The sequence below is a fragment of the Paenibacillus sp. GL_099_B genome, assembly GCF_057835695.1.
The window spans coordinates 7,079,460-7,099,297 of the sequence record NZ_CM174430.1 but is presented as its reverse complement, the minus strand read 5'-3'; the positions used below and the strand labels follow the sequence as shown (position 1 = coordinate 7,099,297).

Genomic DNA, 19,838 nt, shown 5'->3' with positions numbered 1-19,838 from the left:
AGACTGTCACTCCTTTTACATGTTCCAAGTGTGGCTTAAGCCATGATGCAGTGTCGAAATACGAGATATATTGTTGAATTTATCCCCAAACCCCCGCAGGTCGAAAACAAAAAAAGAATGAACAACGGAAAATTGTTCACAACTTTATCCACAGGCTGTTGATAATATTATGGGTCAGATCACATATTCACATCCAAAAGTAATACAATCATAGCAAAAGAAGCCCGGCATTTCAATGTATCACGTGATTTTATCCACAAATTCAATAACTTGTGTATAATTTTTAATCACAACACAATATATTGTTTATAAATTGTTTAACTTTCGACAAGATGACCCAAAAACCCAAATTATTTTATACACAGGTTATTCGTCAAATGATGCTGAATTGTGTGTAAAAGTATTCTCAGTTTGTGAATAACCTCTCTGTGGATAACCGTAAAGTGAAAATTGCCGTTTTGGGGATTTACAGGAGAGTAACTCTTCATGCCCGTTTTCCTTTTTCGAAGAAAGGAATTGGAGAAACGACAAAATGAAAGACTTGGGAGATCAAGGAGAGGCCTGTTGAACGGAAGGAGCGTTTACTGATTTGTATGAACTGAACGTAGAATTTATTCCTAAAAGAGGTAGGATGGATATGCGCACAAACCTTGGAGATGGATGTGACTTCATTGCAGCAGATTTGTTTTATGCCAAAAAAGAGGTTGTTCCTTAAGACCGGAATGGTGGTCTAAGAGAACAACCTCTTTTTGGTGGTTATAAAAGAATGTTTTACTTGATATGAGCGGAAAATTTACGTTGGAATTCCGCGATGTCTGCATATTCTTCTTCCAATTTTCGCGAAATGCGAATAAAGATGGGGAGCAGCTCCTGATAGATCGATGCGTGTTCTTTGATAGGGGTATGCTTGTGTGTTGTACCTACCATAGATGAAACGGCATGAAGCGACTGAATTCGCCCTGTAGCATAAAGACCGAGCACGACGGCCCCCAGACAGGAACTTTCGAAGCTCTCGGGCACAATGACTTCCTGATTGAATATATCGGACATCATCTGACGCCAGAGCGGGGAACGAGCGAAACCACCCGTTGCCTGAATGGAGGTAGGTTGTCCGATCTGTTCTTCCATGGCCAGCAGTACTGTATATAGGTTGAAAATAACCCCTTCCAAAACGGAACGGATCATATGCTCTTTCTGGTGATGAAGGGTCAAACCAAAGAAGGAACCTCGGGCGTCCGGATTCCATAAAGGGGCGCGTTCCCCTGAAAGGTACGGATGGAATAGAAGCCCTTCCGAACCGGGGCTGACGCGTTCAGCAATCTTGGTGAGTACATCATAGGAATTGATGCCGAGCCGTTTGGCTGTTTCCACTTCGGAGGCAGCGAATTCGTCCCTTACCCAGCGGAAAAGCATGCCACCGTTATTCACAGGTCCGCCGATAACCCAAAGATTCTCGGTGAGGGCATAACAGAAGGTTCTATCTTTTGGATCGGTAACAGGACGGTCAACGACGGTGCGAATCGCGCCGCTGGTGCCGATCGTTGCTGCAACAACGCCAGGCTCAATGGCGTTTACACCCAGATTGGACAATACCCCGTCACTTGCACCGATGACGAAGGGAGTAGAGGGGGAGAGAGCCATTTTTTCAGCCCATGTACGATCCATTCCCTCTATAATATGTGTGGTCGGGACGAGCTGCGATAGATGGTCAGGTGTAATGCCTGCAACTTCAAGGGCTTCTTCATCCCATTCCAGTTGTTCCAGATTGAGCAGGCCGGTACAGGAGGCGATGGAGTGATCCACAACATATTGACCGAACAGACGGAAGAACAAATATTCTTTAATAGAGATAAATTTGGCCGTACGTTGAAAAAGTTCAGGTTCGTCATGGCGTAGCCACATTAATTTGGTCAGTGGCGACATGGGGTGAATCGGTGTACCTGTTCGCAAATAGATACGATGTCCCAGTCCATTCTCTTGCAGTCTGGCAGCCCAGGCAGCACTCCGGTTGTCAGCCCAAGTGATGCAGCGGGTGAGAGGGATCCCATCTTGTCCCATCGCAATGACACTGTGCATGGCAGAGCTGCAGGACACGAACATAATTTGTTCCGCAGCTACGCCGCTTTGATCCATCACGCCGCGTACGGAGCGAAGGGCAGCTTGCACAATTTGTTCTGGATCCTGCTCAGCGACATCCGGAGCTGGGGTGTATAAAGGATATTCCTGAGTTGACGTGCTTACAACTTCACCCTGTTCCGTAAATAGTACGGATTTGGTACTGGTTGTACCGATATCCATACCAATCATATAGTTGTTCATTTTACATAAACCTTCTTTCTTTTAAACCCGCAAAATTAAAACTCTAATTATTTGAATTTATTTTCTTCTTCTATATAGATATTCAATTTATACGACTGTACTCAGCAGCAAAATAAAGATCAGTCCCACGACAGATAGTAGTGTTTCCATAACGGTCCACGTCTTCAGGGTCTGCGAGACGCTCATATTGAAGAATTCTTTGATCATCCAGAAGCCTGCGTCGTTCACGTGGGAAAGCACAAGTGAACCTGCACCGGTAGCGAGTACAACCAGCTCAATATTGGCACCTGGCGTTAGTGCAAGAACCGGAGCTACAATACCAGCTGCTGTCGTCATGGCCACAGTCGCTGAACCGGTAGCAACCCGAATGAGTGCAGCTACAAGCCAGGCGAACAGGATCACGTTAATATTGGCATGTGTGGCGACCTCAGCAATGGCATTACCTACGCCACTATTGATCAACACCTGTTTGAACGCACCGCCTCCACCAATAATGAGAATGATGGTCGCCGTAGGCGCCAGACATTCACTGGTGAAGCGGGAGATGTCATGCTTGTTGAACCCTCGTGAGAATCCGAGTGAAAAGAGGGCGAACACGACGGAGATCAGCAGGGCTATAATTTCATGGCCAATAAATTCACAGAAAACAGTAAATCCGCTTGTGGCGTCCGGGTCTACGATATTGGCGATGGAGCCAATAAGCATCAAAATGACCGGCAGCAAGATGGTAAACAGGGTTATTCCGAAACCTGGCAAGTTGTTACTTTTTTTCGTAGCGAATTGTTCAGCCAGCTCTGCAGGCGGTTCGGTATGTATTCTTTTACCGATAAATTTACCAAACAGAGGTCCAGCGATAATAGCAGTAGGGATACCTACAATAAGGGAGTACAAGATCGTTTTACCCAAATCGGCGCTGAACGCTTCGATGGCAATCATGGGAGCCGGGTGAGGTGGAACCAGACCATGTACAGTAGAGAGACCTGCCAAAATCGGAATACCGATTTGCAGCAGCGACATATTGGTTTTACGTGCAACGGTGAAAATGATCGGAATCAGCAGAATAACGCCGACTTCGAAGAAAACAGGAATACCAACGATAAAACCAACAATCATCATCGCCCAGTGCACACGTTTTACACCGAAACGATCTACAAGTGTGGTAGCAATACGCTCGGCTCCGCCGGATTCAGCCATCATCTTACCAAGCATGGTACCAAGACCGATGACGATGGCAATCGTTCCGAGTGTGCCGCCAAGTCCTCCCGTAATGGAAGTAATTACGTCCGCGGGTTTCATGCCTGTAAGTAAACCAAGCATTAATGCAGATATTAAAAGGGTAATGAAAGGATTCCATTTATATTTGGAGATCAACACGATCAGAAAGACAATCGCAATTAATGTCCAAACCAATAACGTTGCATTATGGGATAGCCCAAAAAGAGTGCTCATGAGGTATGCTCCTTTTTTTTCTGATATATAACGCTTACAACAGATCCATGATCAAGCGGAGGGAAGACACTATATGATTCATGAAGCGAGGGCGGCTTAATCCCTCTTAATATGCCCCAAAAAAATGAAACAAATCGCATTTTGTATACTTGTCGACAAGTTGGAGGGCAATCATTCACAACGGATATGATTGCGAACCCCTGCATAGATATTCCATAAAGTGACGAATGGAATTTCATTACATGTCATTAGGAATCAAAGCTTTCGTGCAGCGTCTTGCCTGAATCCTGGAAATACGTGCGGACTCCAGATTGAATGCGTGTTTTATCACCCGATTCAAGAGCCTCAATCAGCAAACGATGTTTACCAATTACAGCGCTTACTTTCTGTTCGCCCTGAATAAAGACCCTGCGGGTGGTGAGTAGCATAACCGTCATGACAACATAACGAATGCTCCTCCATAGATGTAAAATACGGGAATGCTGGGCGGCTTCGATAATAGTCTCGTGAAAAGTAAGATCCTGATATGCGAATTCAACCGCGTCTTGGTGGCGTCCAGCCAAGTCCATTTTGTCTATCACATTGCGTAGCTGGGTAATCAATTGATCTGGCACATCCCCCGCAAGCCGCTGCTGCACAAAACTTTCAATCAGGAAACGTACATCGTACAATTCCTCGACATCTTTAATTTTCAATCCAATGACAACGACACCCATACGCTCCAGCCGAATGAGCCCTTCATTCGACAATGTTCTTAGCGCTTCACGTACAGGTGATCGACTGCTGTCAAAATCAGCGGCAATCCGATTTTCTGACAAAATTTCGCCAGGACGAAGAGTTCCGCTAATGATCCGTAGTCTTAATTCGCAGGCAATTGCTTCCCCGCGGGAAGCTCCCTGAAGCCAGGATGAAGGAAACAGCATAATGGCTAACGCTCCTATTATAAGTAATCAGTTCAATACTGATCATAGCACAACTATTTTGCTGATTGAGCGTTTTACACCAATCCTTATGACGAGAATAATGGCAGTATGCTCTGTGCGCGTGCTGAATTTAGGAACGTCATACTGCTTCAAATGGATTTTTCAAAGAGCTAGAGGAATAATTGTCTTCCTTTAAATAAGTCTGGATCTTTACTGTGCTTCCCATAAGTATACTTGTATACAAGATTTGTTTTTTTTATCCTACACCTTTCTCGAAAACTTGTAAACCATAAGAATAAAGCGGATACATTAAATTTAAAGTATGTCATTTTAAAAGCCAAAAAATATTGGTCATCTAATGGATTGCTGCTCCACTGAAGTTCTCCAGAAACGTATGAATGTTAACCGAAAGCAGAGCCAATGAAACAGTCTGTCATCGATAAATATTCCTTATCCACATGTGAATAACTTGAAATGGTAATTAAAGATAGAATTAAGGGGTTTGAGGGGTGTGGATAACCGTGAAAACTGATTTTTGGTGAATGAATTGGAACTTGGGGATAACTTTTGGAGCTTCTAAATGATGCTTTAAGAAGGTTGTAAACAGGAGTACGAATCCATGGCCGTTTAGGTAGGGTGGAATAGGCATTAGAAGGAGGAAGGAGGCAAGAGGCTCGCAGTTGACTTTTCCAGGTGTTCATGGTTAAATATATAAAGGTGTTTTCTGTGAAGATGAAAGTGATTCATCACATAAGTATTTCCTTGTGAGGAGGTGCAATACATTGAGACCTACATTCAAACCGAACGTTAGCAAACGTAAAAAAGTTCATGGTTTCCGGAAAAGAATGAGCACGAGCAACGGACGTAAAGTTCTGGCTGCACGTCGCCTTAAAGGCCGTAAAGTCCTGAGTGCTTAATGCACTGTGAAGACCACCGAGGTGGTCTTTTTTTTCTTAAATAGGTCATTTCAGACTGGATGCTGGTATAGATCAGGTCTGAATTGGCTGCGCAAAAGCATGAGTACACATTTATGTTCAATGAATGAGATGTCCGTTTTTTCGAAAACGTTCCTTATATAATGAAGTTGCCGCCAAGACGGTTTATCGTTATTCAAGAAAGCCTATACTAAATCAGTAATAAGGCCTTCGTCAATAATGTTGGTGGAGAACAGCAAGGAGAAGCGCCGTGTATAAAAGACTGCGTTTACGAAACCGGGCGGACTTTAGCCGCGTATACCGGTATGGGAAATCGTTTGCCAATCATCAGTTTGTGGTGTATGGCTGTCGTCGTAAAGATACAGAACAATTCCGAGTAGGTGTATCCTGTAGCAAGAAAATCGGAAACGCTGTCGTACGCAACCGGATGAGACGCATGATTAAGGAAATTGTACGCCATCATGAGAAAGAGATTGTCACGCAGATGGATCTGATCTTTATCGTCAGAAAAGGTGCATTGGACATGTCCTATAAGGATATGGAAAAAAGCCTGCTGCATGCGATGCGCAAGGGCTCTCTTTTGAAGTCGGGCAAGCGGTAAGCTTCGGTTTATTTGTCCTCCTAATTATGGTATGATTTACGGTGGAATGGAATGGTTAAGAGAGGGGTTATGAAGTGTCGCGATTGAAGACATCAAAGGGGAAGTGGATTCTCCTCATTGCAGTCATTGCAATGGTCACCGTACTAGCCGGGTGTACTCCGCAAGGTGCGGGGGTTACTACGGAAGATCTAAGAAACGGCTCATTCTGGCAAAGCAATGTTATTTATTGGTTCTCACTGGCGCTCGATACATTCGCCAACTGGTTTAACGGTGAATATGGACTGGCCGTCCTTGTGATGGTGTTAATTGTACGGACGTTAATCTTGCCGCTGACAATGAAGCAGGTTCGCAGCTCCAAGGCGATGCAGGCTATTCAGCCGCAGTTGAAAGAAATTCAAGCCAAGTATAAAGATACACCTGAGAAAGTTCAGCAAGAAACAATGAAGTTGTTTCAGGAGAACAAAGTTAATCCGATGGCGGGTTGTTTACCACTTCTGATTCAGATGCCGATTTACATCGCACTTTATAACTCAATTTACGGAAACTCGAGTCTGAGAACGCATGATTTCTTGTGGCTTCAACTCGGATCGCCGGATCACCTGTTTATTTTGCCAGTGCTGGCTGCCATTACAACATTCGTGCAAACGTGGATGATGATGCGCATGAATCCTGCACAGCAAGTTGGACCGATGCAGTTCATGCTGTGGGTTTATCCGATACTGATCTTCGTAATGTCTTATCAGTTCCCGGCTGCATTGCCACTGTACTGGTTCTACAGTAACATCTACACGATCGTGCAAAACTATTTCCTTTACCGGAATAATGATAAAGTCGTGGCTGAGGTCAACGTGAAGCAGACCAGCTCTTCCAAAAATGGAAATGGAGCTAAACGCAAAAACGGTGGCAAGGCAACTGTCTCTGGAAAAGGTTCGAAAGGGGCCAAAAAATCGAAATGACCAAAGTCATTGCGTCAGGAAAAACCGTTGAAGATGCTGTAAACCAAGGATTGGCTGAGCTTGGCGTGAGCCGGGACAAGGTCGAGATACAAGTGTTAGAGCAGCCGTCAAAAGGATTCCTGGGTTTGATCGGGGTTAAGGCCGCTAAAGTGGAAGTGAAACTTCTGCCTGTGCCTGAACCTGTTTTACAACCGATCAAGCCGGCCGCACATATACCTCAGGTTGAAGCAACACTTGAGGGTGTGGCTGCTAAAAATCCCTATGAGGAAGCGGCTGCTTTCTTAAAAGAAGTGGCAGCAGGTATGGGACTGGATGTTGAAGTGCATATCAAAAAACAGCGTGATGGACATATCTTCAATATTGCCGGTGAAGACCTGGGCATGATTATTGGCAGACGTGGACAGACGCTGGATGCCCTTCAATATTTGACGAACATTGTAGCAAATCGTTATTCGGAAAGCTTCGTTCGCATCGTACTCGATGCAGAGAATTTCCGTCAACGTCGACGCAAGACGTTGGAGGATCTGGCTGAACGTTTGGCTGGACAGGCCATTCGCACTGGCAAGGAAGTTGTGCTGGAGCCAATGCCGCCACTCGAACGCAAAGTCATTCATGCGAAATTGCAAAATCACTCGCAGATTAAGACATACAGCAAGGGCGAGGAGCCCAATCGGCGCGTAGTCATTACGACGAAATAACACGAAATTGAAGACGCAATGGCTTCCTGCCCGGTGCAGAAGCCATTGCTTTTTTCGTACAGAAGTACTTTTCCAAAACGGAAGAGCGATTTCATTAAGAGCCATATCAAGATATGAATGATGCGAAAAGAAGCGTTTTGCAACTGAACAACTGAACTATATATTGAAATTAATATGGCGTCCCGAGGGGCGCAATTTTAAAATAGAGCAAGGAGAGATAACGATGATTAGTGATACGATTACAGCGATATCAACAGCGGTCGGAGAAGCGGGTATCGCTGTAATCCGGGTGAGCGGCCCGGATGCGGTGTCGGAGACGGAGAAGATTTTTCGCAGCAAAACCCCACTAACACAGGCAGCATCCCACACGGTTCATTACGGTCATATTATAGATCCGGGGACTGGTGAGAAGATCGAGGAAGTATTGGTTACGGTGATGCGTGCGCCACGTTCTTTCACAACAGAGGATGTCGTGGAGATTAGCGCTCATGGCGGAGTGGTTTCGGTTAAGCGCGTAATGGATCTGTTGTTGCAGCTCGATATTCGTCTCGCTGAACCTGGCGAGTTCACAAAGCGTGCTTTTCTCAATGGACGGATTGATCTATCCCAGGCGGAAGGGGTCATGGATCTCATTCGTTCCAAATCCGATCGGGCGTTCTCCGTTGCACTCAAGCAAGTGGAGGGCAAATTGTCGTCCAAGCTGCGCGAACTAAGATACACGCTGGTGGAGACACTTGCTCACATCGAAGTAAATATCGATTATCCTGAGCATGATGTAGAGTCACTAACCTCTGAATTTATTAAAGAAAAATCCAGTCAGGTGATGACTGAAATCGATAAATTGCTGGTAACAGCAGAGCAAGGAAAGATACTGCGTGAAGGGATCACAACCGCTATCGTAGGCCGGCCAAACGTAGGAAAATCTTCATTACTCAATACGTTGGCACAGGACAACCGGGCAATTGTAACGGACATTCCAGGTACAACGCGTGACGTCATTGAGGAGTTTGTTACGATTAACAATATACCGCTCAAACTGCTCGATACGGCAGGTATTCGGGAAACGATGGATGTCGTGGAAAGAATCGGGGTGGAGCGTTCTCGCTCTGCTGTGAATGAGGCGGATCTGTTATTGATGGTTATCAATGCTGCCGAGCCACTACATCAGGACGAGATTGAATTATTGGAACAAATCCGCGGTAGACAATCAATTATTATTATGAATAAAATGGACTTAGCGCCGCAGGCGGACCGCGAAGTGCTGCTTCGTTATATCCCTGAGGAACGGCTTGTTCCGATGTCGGTGAAAGATGATCTGGGCGTGGACCGATTGGAAGATGCCATCTCGACGTTGTTCTTCAGTGGCAAGCTGGAGTCGGCCGACCTGACCTATGTCAGCAATGTGCGTCATATTGCTTTGCTCAAAAAAGCGAAGCAGTCACTCATTGATGCCTATGAAGCGGCAGAGCAGCTGATTCCTATTGATATGATCCAGATTGATGTTCGTCTGGCATGGGAGCAACTGGGTGAGATTGTGGGCGATACAGCACATGATGCATTGATTGATCAAATTTTCTCTCAATTCTGCCTCGGAAAATAACACCTGACAAACATACCGGCTCTGAAAAGTAGTATGATAATAAAGTCCATCTGTGGGTGGTCAAAGAATCCGCGAATATGTCTGAAGTACCTATAGACTTGATGGCTTAATATAGATCGAAATGCATTCCGTAGAGTGCGGAGCGTGTTTCATCATGATTTTTACAGAAAATAGATCGTTTGCATGAATTTAGGCGTGCGGCGGCAAAAAGGAGGTAAACTGGAATGGCTTTTGATGGCGGAAGTTATGATGTAATCGTCGTAGGGGCAGGACATGCTGGTGTGGAATCGGCACTGGCTGCAGCCCGTATGGGTTCGAAAACACTGATGATTACAATCAATCTGGATATGGTGGCCTTCATGCCTTGTAACCCATCTATTGGGGGGCCGGCAAAAGGGCATGTGGTACGTGAGATTGATGCACTTGGTGGAGAGATGGGACGGAACATCGATAAGACCTTTATTCAGATGCGAATGCTCAACACAGGTAAAGGTCCTGCTGTTCACGCACTTCGTGCTCAGGCGGATAAATTCTCTTACCAACATACGATGAAAGAAACGATGGAGAATGAACGCAACCTGACGATGCGCCAAGGCATGGTTGATCGCCTGCTCGTTGAAGACGGACAGTGCGTAGGTGTGGTTACTCAGACGGGTACAGAGTATCGGGCCAAAGCCGTTGTATTGACAACAGGTACGTATCTGCGCGGTAAAGTAATTATGGGTGAGTTGATGTACGAGAGTGGTCCGAATAATCAGCAGCCTTCCCTTAAGTTATCCGAACATCTGCGTGAGCTTGGTTTCGACCTGGTTCGTTTTAAAACAGGTACACCACCGCGTGTGCATAAGGATACGATTGATTTTAGTAAAACGGAAATTCAGCCGGGTGATGACAAGCCGAAGTTCTTTTCTTATGAAACGGAATCTTCCGATAATGAGCAGCTGCCTTGCTGGTTGACGTATACGTCTGTGGAGACACACCAGATTATTAACGATAATCTCCACCGTGCGCCTATGTTCTCAGGTGTTATTGAAGGTACCGGACCGCGTTATTGCCCATCGATCGAGGATAAAATTGTGCGTTTCAGCGACAAGCCGAAGCATCAGATTTTCCTGGAACCAGAAGGCAAAAACACATCCGAATACTATGTACAAGGTCTGTCTACCAGTCTGCCAGAGGATGTCCAATTGGCAGTGCTTCGTTCCATCCCGGGTATGGAAAAAGTAGAAATGATGCGTAACGGCTACGCTATTGAATATGATGCGATGGTGCCAACACAGCTGTGGCCTTCACTTGAAACGAAACGTCTGCCAGGTCTGTTTACAGCAGGGCAGATTAATGGTACCTCCGGATATGAAGAAGCGGCAGGACAAGGCGTGATGGCCGGTATCAACGCTGCACGTAAAGTACAGGATAAAGAGCCTGTCGTACTGGATCGCTCCCAAGGGTACATTGGTGTACTGATTGATGATCTCGTAACCAAAGGTACGAATGAACCTTATCGTCTGCTGACTTCCCGTGCAGAATACCGTTTGTTGCTTCGTCATGATAATGCCGATATGCGTTTGACGGAAATGGGCCACGATATTGGGTTGATTCCTGATGAGCGTTACGCTAAATTCCTGGACAAAAAGGCAAAAGTTGAACAGGAAGTGGCTCGTCTGAAGGCAGCTAAAGTTCGCCCTGTCGAAGTAAATTCGAAGCTGGAAGAGATCGGTTCCACACCGATTCAGGATGGCAGCACACTTCTTACATTGATGCGCCGCCCAGAGATCGGGTATGACTGGATTGAGCAGATCTCACCTTCTGAGGTGGAACTGACTGCTGACATGAAAGAGCAAGTTGAAATTCAAATTAAATATGCGGGTTATATTGAGAAACAATTGATCCACGTGGAACGTTTGCAAAAAATGGAGAAGAAAAAAATTCCGGACACGATTATATATGACGAAATTCATGGCCTTGCGATGGAAGCAAAGCAGAAGCTCGCTAAGATTCGTCCAATCTCTATAGGACAGGCGTCCCGTATTGCCGGGGTTACTCCTGCGGATATCTCCATTCTGCTGGTTTACCTGGAGCATTATAACCGTGTAACCGCAGCAAGGGGACAATAATGGACGATATTCAACAGCAGCTACAACGGCGCCTGAAGAAACATGGACTGGAGCTAGATGAACGCCAGTTGGAGCAATTCGAGTTGTATTTTCAGGAGCTGGTAGCTTGGAATGAAAAGATGAATTTAACCGGGATTACCGAACGTGAACAAGTATATACAAAGCATTTCTATGATTCGGTATCGCTAGCGTTTTATACAGATATGTCTAAGGTAAACAAACTCGCAGATATTGGTTCAGGGGCAGGATTCCCAGGACTACCTCTTAAAATTTGTTTTCCGCATATTAAGCTGACGATCATTGACTCGCTAAATAAACGTATTGGCTTTCTGCAGCATCTTGTAGATACGATCGGCTTGACCGATGTAGAATTGATTCATGGTCGTGCGGAGGAACTTGGACGCAAAGAAGGATATCGTGACAGCTACGACCTCGTCACTGCGCGTGCAGTTGCTAAGCTAGCGGTGCTTAACGAATTCTGTCTGCCATTTGTTCGCAAAAGTGGATTATTCGCTGCAATGAAGGGCGGAGACCCACGCGAAGAAATGAAGGAAGCTGAATTCAGCTTTAACCAGCTGAAAGGACGTGTAAAAGCAGTTCATCCGTTCCAGCTGCCTGTTGAAGAATCGGCACGTCATATCATTCTGATTCAGAAGTTTGATAAGACACCATTTAAATATCCACGTAAACCAGGAACACCACTAAAAACACCTTTGGTATAATTCTTGGCACAACATCGTGTGTATTAAAAAGTTAAAATGATCATTCTTCGTTTATTTAATGAAGAACTTTGAATAAGAGTAAAGAGGATGTTTCACGTGAAACATCCTCTTTTTGTTTTTTGATTTTTTATCTAGGTATAGATAGCATCTATATTCCGATTACATAGAGCAGAGAAAAATGAAATCGATAATATTTATTTTGGCATAGAAGTTTTCTTGATGAATACCTATTTTCTTGTTCAAGCTATACTCGAATGAATGGTGCACTGCCCTCGGGGTAAAGGGAGAGTAATGGAATAGAAGACATGCAAGGAAGAGGTTTTTCTGCCACCAAGGCTATCTTGGAGAAATCCATTTTTACCTGGCATTAAACGAGTACACAACGTAGCTACTATGAGCAGGTCCTTTCTACAGAGTTCCTCCATATCTTATTATGTACAAGCAGTCGTATCGCTAATGTTCATGAAGAAAAAGCAGGAAAAATAGAAGAGTTTAAAGAATAGGTAAACATAGGATTATGGAAGAAAAGATGATAGAATAGAAGTATCCGGTCCTGGATTACAGAGATCATAGATTATATGTATAGATAGATTTTTGAGCATTATTGTATAGGTTACAGAAATCGTCATGGAAGGCAAAACTTATTCAAAGAACGACAGTATTTGGAAGGGTCGCATATTGAATAAGAAGCACCTGCAACTCTGCGGGAGCTATTACGAAACTAGGTGGTAATATACGGAATGAAAGAACAATTTTCGAAGTTGTTTGGTTTGGCGGAGCGCAATAACGGAGATGAGATTAAACAAATTCCGGTCAATGAAATTGTGAGCAGCCCATATCAACCCCGTACTATTTTTGATGATGATAAAATTGATGAGTTGTTGCAGACGATCAAGACACATGGAGTAATACAACCGATTGTCGTCCGCGTACGAAATGGATCATATGAGATTATCGCCGGGGAACGTCGCTGGCGTGCAGTTCGAAAACTTGGTTTGGATCATATCCCGGCCATTGTACGTGAATTTAACGACTCTCAGGCAGCGTCCATCGCATTGATCGAGAACCTGCAGCGTGAGGGACTCACTTCCATTGAAGAGGCTGTTGCTTATCAGAAATTGATTGACCTGCACCAACTTACACAGGAAAGTCTTGCGCAGCGATTAGGCAAAAGCCAGTCGACGATCGCCAACAAAATCCGGTTGTTACAGCTTCCGGAGGGCATTAAAACAGCGCTGATGGAACGTAAGATTTCGGAGCGTCATGCCAGAGCTTTGCTTTCTTTGGATACGGAAGAGTTGCAAATGAAATTGCTCGGCGAGATTATTGATAAAGAGTTGAATGTAAAACAAACGGAAGCACGGGTTGCTTTTTACAAGGAATCCTCGAAGATCAAAAAATCCAAACGTGTCTCATTCACGAAGGACGTTAGACTTGCACTTAATACGATTCGTCAATCCATTGATATGGTATCGGGCTCCGGTCTAGACATCAAAACCAAGGAAGCGGACCATGAGGACCATTACGAGATCGTTATCCATATCCCGAAACGCAAATAATTGAAGCTTAAGGCGGCAATGGGCCGCTTTTTCTGTCTATAAAGTTGAGAGTGGCATGAACAGCGTAGAATAGCACCATGAAGAAACGGTAGTTGATGTTTGTGTGGATGATAGCCACCTGCTTTTTGTTAACTGTAGCTCACAACCTACAAGAAAAGACTCCTATTTTATTTGAGGTGAAGTAATTGTCTAAGATTATGGCCGTAGCAAATCAAAAGGGCGGTGTGGGGAAAACGACGACATCTGTTAACTTGGGTGCAGGACTGGCTTCGCTCGGGAAAAGGGTACTGCTTGTCGATATTGACCCCCAGGGGAATACAACCAGCGGAGTCGGGATCAACAAAGCAGATGTGGCCAATTGTATATATGATGTCATCATTAATGAAGTTCCCCCTCAGGAAGCGATTGTGGAAACTCAGATTGAAGGCCTTCATATCATACCTGCAACGATTCAGCTTGCCGGAGCCGAGATTGAACTGGTATCGACGATATCACGTGAAGTCCGCCTGAAAAAATCACTCGCCATGGTGAAAAAAAACTATGATTACATACTGATCGATTGTCCACCTTCCCTAGGCATGTTAACGATCAATTCGTTGACAGCTTCCGATTCGGTGATCATTCCGATTCAGTGTGAGTATTATGCGCTCGAAGGGTTGAGCCAATTGCTCAACACGGTTCGTTTGGTGCAGAAACATCTGAATACATCCCTGCAAATTGAAGGGGTATTGCTGACGATGTTTGACGCTCGTACGAATCTGGGCATTCAAGTGATTGAAGAAGTGAAGAAGTATTTTCAACAAAAGGTGTATCAGACCATTATTCCGCGCAATGTGCGGCTTAGTGAGGCACCTTCTCATGGTCAGTCTATCATTACGTATGATCCTCGATCCCGAGGGGCTGAAGTTTATTTAGAGCTCGCAAAGGAAGTGATTTCTTATGAGTAAGCGGCTTGGAAAAGGTCTTGATGCCCTCATTCCTTCGCTTTCAATTAATGACGATGATAAAGTCGTAGAAATCCCGATTAGTCAACTGCGGGCAAACCCTTACCAACCTCGTAAAGTATTTGATGAGGATGCAATACATGAACTCGCTGAATCAATTCGTCAACATGGTGTTATACAACCTATTATTGTACGTCCTGTTTTAAGAGGTTATGAGATCATTGCTGGTGAACGGCGTTTCAGAGCTTCCCAATATTGCGGTAATGCCACTGTGCCTGCCGTAGTTCGTAATTTCAGTGATCAGCAGGTTATGGAGATTGCTTTAATTGAGAACCTGCAGCGGGAGAATCTGAATGCGATGGAGGTTGCAGTTGCTTATCAGGGGCTGATGGACCAATTCGGATTAACCCAAGAAGAACTCTCCTTAAAAGTGGGTAAATCACGTTCTCACATCGCTAACTTCCTGCGTTTGTTATCATTGCCGGAAGAAGTGAAGGATCATGTTTCACGTGGAACATTGTCAATGGGGCATGCACGTGCTATCGTCGGTGTTAAAGATGAAAGCATTGTGAAGCAGTTGGCAAAACAAACCATTGATCAGCAATGGAGTGTACGTGAACTGGAAGAGGCTGTTCAACAATTGGATCGTTCCAAAACGGGTGAAGCGAAAGCAAAATCCAAGTTGAAGAAAAAAGATCCATTTATTGATACATTGGAAGAATCTTTACGTGAACGGTTCAAAACAACGGTGAAAATTAAGCATAACAAAGATAAAGGCAAAATTGAGCTCAACTACTACAGCAAACAAGATCTGGAGCGACTGTTGGAACTGTTGCAATAATAGTCATGATTCCATGATCGATGAACAACATGCGGGGCTTTTTCATGTGATGACATATCGCCTCTGTACCATGGAGAAACGATATGTCATTGTTTGTTTCTAGGGAATCTATCAAAACGAACGATCAATTAGGGACAGAGGTGGTCATGAGGTGGAGGGAGTTATCTATCTGGATCATGCAGCGACATCTTGGCCTAAGCCACCTGCTGTCGGGGAAGCCATGATGAAGGCTCTGGATGTGGCAGGGGCGAACCCAGGCAGAGGCAGTCATCGAATGGCTGTACAGGCGAGCCGAGTTTTATTTGGTGCTAGAAAAGCGATATCCACTCTTTTGGGTGTTCGTAATGCCAATGATATTGCTCTAGGTTCTAATACCACAGAAGCTTTGAATCTAGCTATTCAAGGGTGGTTAAGAGAAGGCGATCACGTCATTGCTACGATGGCTGAACATAATTCAGTAAGACGGCCCCTGGAGTACATGCGCAGATCTCGTAATGTAGAGGTTGATTATGTGCCTGTTAATGCAGCCGGGGAGATCGATCTGGTCCAATTCGCACGGTTGTTTCGTTCCAATACAAGATTGGTTGTCTGCACGCATAGTTCGAACCTGCTGGGGAGTATTCTGCCCATTGGAGAAATTGCACTGATGTGTCAAAAACACCAGGTGACTTTGCTTGTTGACGCTGCTCAAAGTGCTGGAATTATCCCTGTGGATGTGAAGCAGCTTGGCATCGATATGCTTGCCTTTCCAGGGCATAAAGGACTGTTGGGACCGCAGGGAACGGGTGGGCTGTACATCGCTCCTGAGCTGGATGTGCAACCATTGCTTCACGGAGGGACAGGAAGCCAATCCGAGGCGATTGAGCAGCCACTTGTTCGTCCTGATCGCTATGAGGCGGGTACGCCGAATACCGTGGGTATAGCAGGTCTGGCAGCCGGAGTGCAGCATGTGCTTGAACTTACGCCTGAATTCATATATAAACAGGAGTGGGATTTGACTCAGCACATGATGGATGGGTTATCATCAGTACATGGGATTCGAATGCTCGGTCCTGAAATTGGACAGCCGCGTACCGGATTGTTATCCTTTACTGTTGAAGGATATGATTCGGCTCAACTCGCTTTTCAATTAGACCGGAATTATGGTATCGCTGTGCGTTCAGGTTTTCATTGCACACCACTTGCCCATGAGTCGGCTGGCACAACGGCAAGTGGGGCTGTCAGAGCGAGCGTGGGGTATAGTACATCAAAAGAAGATGTCGATGCGTTGATTGAAGCAGTTATCGAATTAACAGCATCAAGATCTGTATGAATCAGCCCTAATAAAACATGAATTTCAATCGCTTGAATAAGCAAAAAGCAAAAGAGGCAAGAAGCCAAAACGAGTGATTAACCATATGGGTTATCTGGTGAATAATAAGGGTAAGCTTGAGGGTCACATTAGTGCGTTGGATGGCTTTACTTGGCTGAATGGATCGAAGATGTGGAGTACGTTTGAAGCTACAAACGTTAACCTGAACAAACCAACAGAGGGGTAGTTGCACTACATGGCTGAATTAAATGAGCTGATTCTGGAACAGCTGATATGGATTATTGGCGGCATGGCATTACTTTTGGTGATTTTGCTTATCATAAGTATTGCTCAAGGCGCAAAGCTACGGAAGTTTAAAGGGAAATATGAGGCCATGATGGCTGGCAGTGGAGTGGAAGATCTGGAGTCGCTGTTAATCAATCTGAAAATTCAGATGGACAGCATTGAGGATGAGCATACACTGCAAACGGATCAGTTACAGGCTGTCATGCAGAAGCTGACCCGCATCCAGGGTAAAGTGGGCGTGAAACGGTACAACGCTTATGGGGAGCTTGGCAGTGATCTGAGTTTCTCCATGGCGATGGTTAACGATAGCCAGGACGGTATGGTACTCACGGGTATCTATAATCGAGACGGTTCCTATGTATATGCTAAACCTCTTAAAGGGGGAGAGTCCACGTATACTCTTTCCCCTGAGGAAAAGGAAGCCATTACTCTGGCACAGCAAGCAGAGTAGAACGGGTATGCCATTCTCGAATGGCGGAGTATAGACTGCTGGATATAATCTCGGACATGCGCATGACCAGACTGAGGCGTGTGTTCTGCAAAACAAAGTATTCCATAAAGCCGCCGACGTTAACGATACCTGTAAGATGGATATCGCCGACCGGCGGTAATTCTTTATTTACACCCGCTCCTGGTTTGAGCGGTCCATTCACGACCTGGATACATCCAACACTCGAAGACTGTCCGAGACAGGCATCAATGCCGATCACATAAGGGTTGTGATGTGTGTTGTGTATTTTGTGAAGGGTGTCCTGCAGGTTCATTGCATGTACGGGTTCATCCAATGTGCCATAGAGATGGAATAGAGGGCTGTCCCACTTGGCAAGCGACGAGCCGACGAGCGGGCCAAGGCAGTCCCCGGTAGAGCGATCTGTACCGATACAGACGACAACTACATTTTGCAAAGAATGGGCTTTATAGAGATGAAACATTAAACGATGAATGATGGCTGAGTGAATGCCTGGATCTGTGTGTGGGATTTTCAAACTGGTCATGTCTTGAGATGAGAAGGAATGCGAAATGGGATTCATAGGATCTATCCTTTCCCTTGGAATAGTAGTAACAGTATATGGAAGGATAGAACGTTTTATACTTCGTGGGGACAAGCTTTTTCAAAGGGATGAATGTATCGCGAAAGGAGCCGGACATGGACGAGTGGATAGATGATTGGATGCTGATTGCTTTTGATTCCACCCAGCAGGCGCTGCGGGCAGAAATGCTGCTGGAGTTTGCCGAGATTGAGATCGACTTATTTCCTACCCCAAAAGAGATCACAGCGGGCTGTGCTCTATGCATTCAGTTTCCCAAAGAAGATCTGGAGAGAGTGAAACAGATCATTCGTAACGAATTTGTGGAAATCCGTGGCCTCTATTTCAAAACCGCTGACAGCTATGATAACATACCCATGTAGAGGAGGTTTGATCTATGTTGCCATTTAAGTTTGCTGAGGAGCCGAGTGCTCCAGAGACGACTATAAAGGGAGCTATCCGCTGGACAGACCAATTATGGGATAAAGTCGCTGATGCAGATATGTGGTTTAATATTCTGTTCAGTTCAATCCGTATCATTATTATTTTCATTATTACGCGTATTGTGATCAAGATTGTATCACGTATTATAGATCGCACGATGGCACGTAAGCAGGAAGGCAAGATTCGCGTCAACCCGCGGAGATTTATAACGGTTGGAGAGTTGATGAAAAATGCGACCTCCATAACATGTAATTTCATTATGATTCTGTTACTGTTATCTGAGATCAACGTGAAAGTCGGACCATTGTTAGCGAGTGCGGGAGTACTTGGACTGGCTATCGGTTTCGGTGCTCAGGGATTGGTGAAGGATGTTATTACCGGTTTCTTCATTATATTGGAGGATCAATTCGCAGTAGGCGATGTTATTCAAACAGGTTCCTATAAAGGAACGGTTGAGGTCATTGGCCTGAGAACGACCAAGCTGGTTAGCTGGCAGGGTGAGGTGCACATTATTCCAAATGGTACGATTGCAAGTGTAACTAATTACTCGATGTCGAATTCCCTTGCAGTTGTGGATATTCCGATGAAGGGTGAACAGACCCTGGACGAGTCAGTGCACTTGGTGAAACGAGCTTTGACTGGAATTGAGGATCGCGATCTGAACATCGTTAAAGTACCTGACGTGCTTGGTATCCAGTCGATGTCTACCTCGGAATATGTGGTTCGCATTGTTGCTGAGTGCCTGCCGAACTCCAGAGCATCTGTAGAGCGTCAAATTCAGAGTGATGTAAAGAAAACACTGGAGTATCATGAGATGAGCAATCAAGCAGCATTAGAGCAAGCAGCAGCTCAGGAGAAGGATGAGGGGGATGGCATAGGTGGAGCGTAAAAGTTTCCAGCTTGGGGACATTGTACAGATGAAGAAGCAGCATCCATGTGGCAGCAATGAGATGGAGATTATACGGATGGGCATGGATATTCGCATCAAGTGTGTAGGATGTAAACACAGCGTTTTAATTCCCAGAGCGAAATTCGAGAAAAACATGAAAAAGGTACTCCGTTCAACAGAGGATTCGGCTGAATCCTAATGAAATAATGCGGTTAATGT

The 19,838-nt window shown here is 45.1% G+C and carries 20 protein-coding genes; 16 read left to right on the top strand and 4 right to left on the bottom strand.

Annotated features, from left to right (window positions below; genetic code table 11):
* Nucleotides 1-771: 771 nt before the first annotated feature.
* From gntK to AC3ITG_RS32210, 3 genes are all read right to left on the bottom strand, one after another.
* The gene (gene gntK, locus AC3ITG_RS32220; RefSeq protein ID WP_489252467.1) at nucleotides 772-2,319 is read right to left on the bottom strand and encodes a gluconokinase; all 1,548 of its coding nucleotides are present in this window, start codon (nucleotides 2,317-2,319) and stop codon (nucleotides 772-774) included.
* Between the two features lie 87 nt (nucleotides 2,320-2,406).
* Nucleotides 2,407-3,768 (bottom strand): GntP family permease, encoded by a 1,362-nt coding sequence (locus tag AC3ITG_RS32215; protein WP_489252466.1) that lies wholly within the window; start codon nucleotides 3,766-3,768, stop codon nucleotides 2,407-2,409.
* A 248-nt stretch (nucleotides 3,769-4,016) separates the two neighbouring features.
* Complete coding sequence (locus AC3ITG_RS32210; protein WP_413373879.1) at nucleotides 4,017-4,691, bottom strand: GntR family transcriptional regulator; 675 nt, start codon at nucleotides 4,689-4,691, stop codon at nucleotides 4,017-4,019.
* A gap of 782 nt (nucleotides 4,692-5,473) precedes the next feature.
* Between AC3ITG_RS32210 and rpmH the strand changes: the two genes are divergently transcribed.
* The 13 genes from rpmH to AC3ITG_RS32145 all read left to right on the top strand — a co-directional run bounded on the left by rpmH (nucleotide 5,474) and on the right by AC3ITG_RS32145 (nucleotide 17,709).
* Nucleotides 5,474-5,608, top strand: coding sequence for a 50S ribosomal protein L34 (gene rpmH / locus AC3ITG_RS32205; protein ID WP_024629517.1), 135 nt, complete (start codon nucleotides 5,474-5,476; stop codon nucleotides 5,606-5,608).
* A gap of 268 nt (nucleotides 5,609-5,876) precedes the next feature.
* A complete protein-coding gene (gene rnpA, locus AC3ITG_RS32200; RefSeq protein WP_024629518.1) occupies nucleotides 5,877-6,227 on the top strand; it encodes a ribonuclease P protein component in 351 nt (116 codons plus the stop codon).
* 74 nt (nucleotides 6,228-6,301) lie between these two features.
* Nucleotides 6,302-7,183, top strand: coding sequence for a YidC/Oxa1 family membrane protein insertase (locus AC3ITG_RS32195; RefSeq protein ID WP_413373880.1), 882 nt, complete (start codon nucleotides 6,302-6,304; stop codon nucleotides 7,181-7,183).
* Entirely contained in the window at nucleotides 7,180-7,881 is a 702-nt protein-coding gene (jag, locus tag AC3ITG_RS32190) for an RNA-binding cell elongation regulator Jag/EloR (protein ID WP_063567388.1), read from the top strand. Before AC3ITG_RS32195 ends, jag begins: the two co-directional genes overlap by 4 nt.
* Before the next feature lie 223 nt (nucleotides 7,882-8,104).
* The gene (gene mnmE / locus AC3ITG_RS32185; protein WP_063567387.1) at nucleotides 8,105-9,481 is read left to right on the top strand and encodes a tRNA uridine-5-carboxymethylaminomethyl(34) synthesis GTPase MnmE; all 1,377 of its coding nucleotides are present in this window, start codon (nucleotides 8,105-8,107) and stop codon (nucleotides 9,479-9,481) included.
* Nucleotides 9,482-9,705: 224 nt separating this feature from the next.
* Complete coding sequence (gene mnmG, locus AC3ITG_RS32180) at nucleotides 9,706-11,595, top strand: tRNA uridine-5-carboxymethylaminomethyl(34) synthesis enzyme MnmG (RefSeq protein WP_413373885.1); 1,890 nt, start codon at nucleotides 9,706-9,708, stop codon at nucleotides 11,593-11,595.
* Nucleotides 11,595-12,317, top strand: coding sequence for a 16S rRNA (guanine(527)-N(7))-methyltransferase RsmG (rsmG, locus tag AC3ITG_RS32175; protein ID WP_489252465.1), 723 nt, complete (start codon nucleotides 11,595-11,597; stop codon nucleotides 12,315-12,317). Before mnmG ends, rsmG begins: the two co-directional genes overlap by 1 nt.
* Before the next feature lie 740 nt (nucleotides 12,318-13,057).
* Nucleotides 13,058-13,876 (top strand): nucleoid occlusion protein, encoded by an 819-nt coding sequence (gene noc / locus AC3ITG_RS32170; RefSeq protein ID WP_413373888.1) that lies wholly within the window; start codon nucleotides 13,058-13,060, stop codon nucleotides 13,874-13,876.
* 185 nt (nucleotides 13,877-14,061) lie between these two features.
* Nucleotides 14,062-14,823 (top strand): ParA family protein, encoded by a 762-nt coding sequence (locus AC3ITG_RS32165; protein WP_024629525.1) that lies wholly within the window; start codon nucleotides 14,062-14,064, stop codon nucleotides 14,821-14,823.
* Complete coding sequence (locus AC3ITG_RS32160) at nucleotides 14,816-15,661, top strand: ParB/RepB/Spo0J family partition protein (protein WP_489252464.1); 846 nt, start codon at nucleotides 14,816-14,818, stop codon at nucleotides 15,659-15,661. Before AC3ITG_RS32165 ends, AC3ITG_RS32160 begins: the two co-directional genes overlap by 8 nt.
* Nucleotides 15,662-15,812: 151 nt before the next feature.
* On the top strand, nucleotides 15,813-16,973 hold the full coding sequence (locus AC3ITG_RS32155; RefSeq protein ID WP_489252463.1) for an aminotransferase class V-fold PLP-dependent enzyme: 1,161 nt from the start codon (nucleotides 15,813-15,815) through the stop codon (nucleotides 16,971-16,973).
* Between the two features lie 73 nt (nucleotides 16,974-17,046).
* A complete protein-coding gene (locus AC3ITG_RS32150; RefSeq protein ID WP_489252462.1) occupies nucleotides 17,047-17,199 on the top strand; it encodes a hypothetical protein in 153 nt (50 codons plus the stop codon).
* Nucleotides 17,200-17,208: 9 nt separating this feature from the next.
* Nucleotides 17,209-17,709, top strand: a complete 501-nt coding sequence (locus tag AC3ITG_RS32145) for a DUF4446 family protein (protein ID WP_413373892.1) — start codon at nucleotides 17,209-17,211, stop codon at nucleotides 17,707-17,709.
* Here AC3ITG_RS32145 and yyaC read toward each other — a convergent pair.
* A complete protein-coding gene (gene yyaC / locus AC3ITG_RS32140; protein ID WP_113053315.1) occupies nucleotides 17,684-18,289 on the bottom strand; it encodes a spore protease YyaC in 606 nt (201 codons plus the stop codon). The two genes, AC3ITG_RS32145 and yyaC, sit on opposite strands and share 26 nt — an antisense overlap.
* A gap of 116 nt (nucleotides 18,290-18,405) precedes the next feature.
* Here yyaC and AC3ITG_RS32135 point away from each other — a divergent pair, with 116 nt between their 5' ends.
* Genes AC3ITG_RS32135 through AC3ITG_RS32125 form a run of 3 tightly spaced genes read left to right on the top strand, consistent with a single transcriptional unit; the run spans nucleotide 18,406 to nucleotide 19,818 of the window.
* Nucleotides 18,406-18,669, top strand: coding sequence for a putative Se/S carrier protein (locus tag AC3ITG_RS32135; protein WP_029880815.1), 264 nt, complete (start codon nucleotides 18,406-18,408; stop codon nucleotides 18,667-18,669).
* A gap of 14 nt (nucleotides 18,670-18,683) precedes the next feature.
* Nucleotides 18,684-19,619, top strand: a complete 936-nt coding sequence (locus tag AC3ITG_RS32130) for a mechanosensitive ion channel family protein (protein WP_489252461.1) — start codon at nucleotides 18,684-18,686, stop codon at nucleotides 19,617-19,619.
* Nucleotides 19,609-19,818, top strand: a complete 210-nt coding sequence (locus AC3ITG_RS32125) for a DUF951 domain-containing protein (protein ID WP_091001341.1) — start codon at nucleotides 19,609-19,611, stop codon at nucleotides 19,816-19,818. The genes AC3ITG_RS32130 and AC3ITG_RS32125 overlap by 11 nt, the downstream gene beginning before the upstream one ends.
* Nucleotides 19,819-19,838 lie beyond the last annotated feature (20 nt).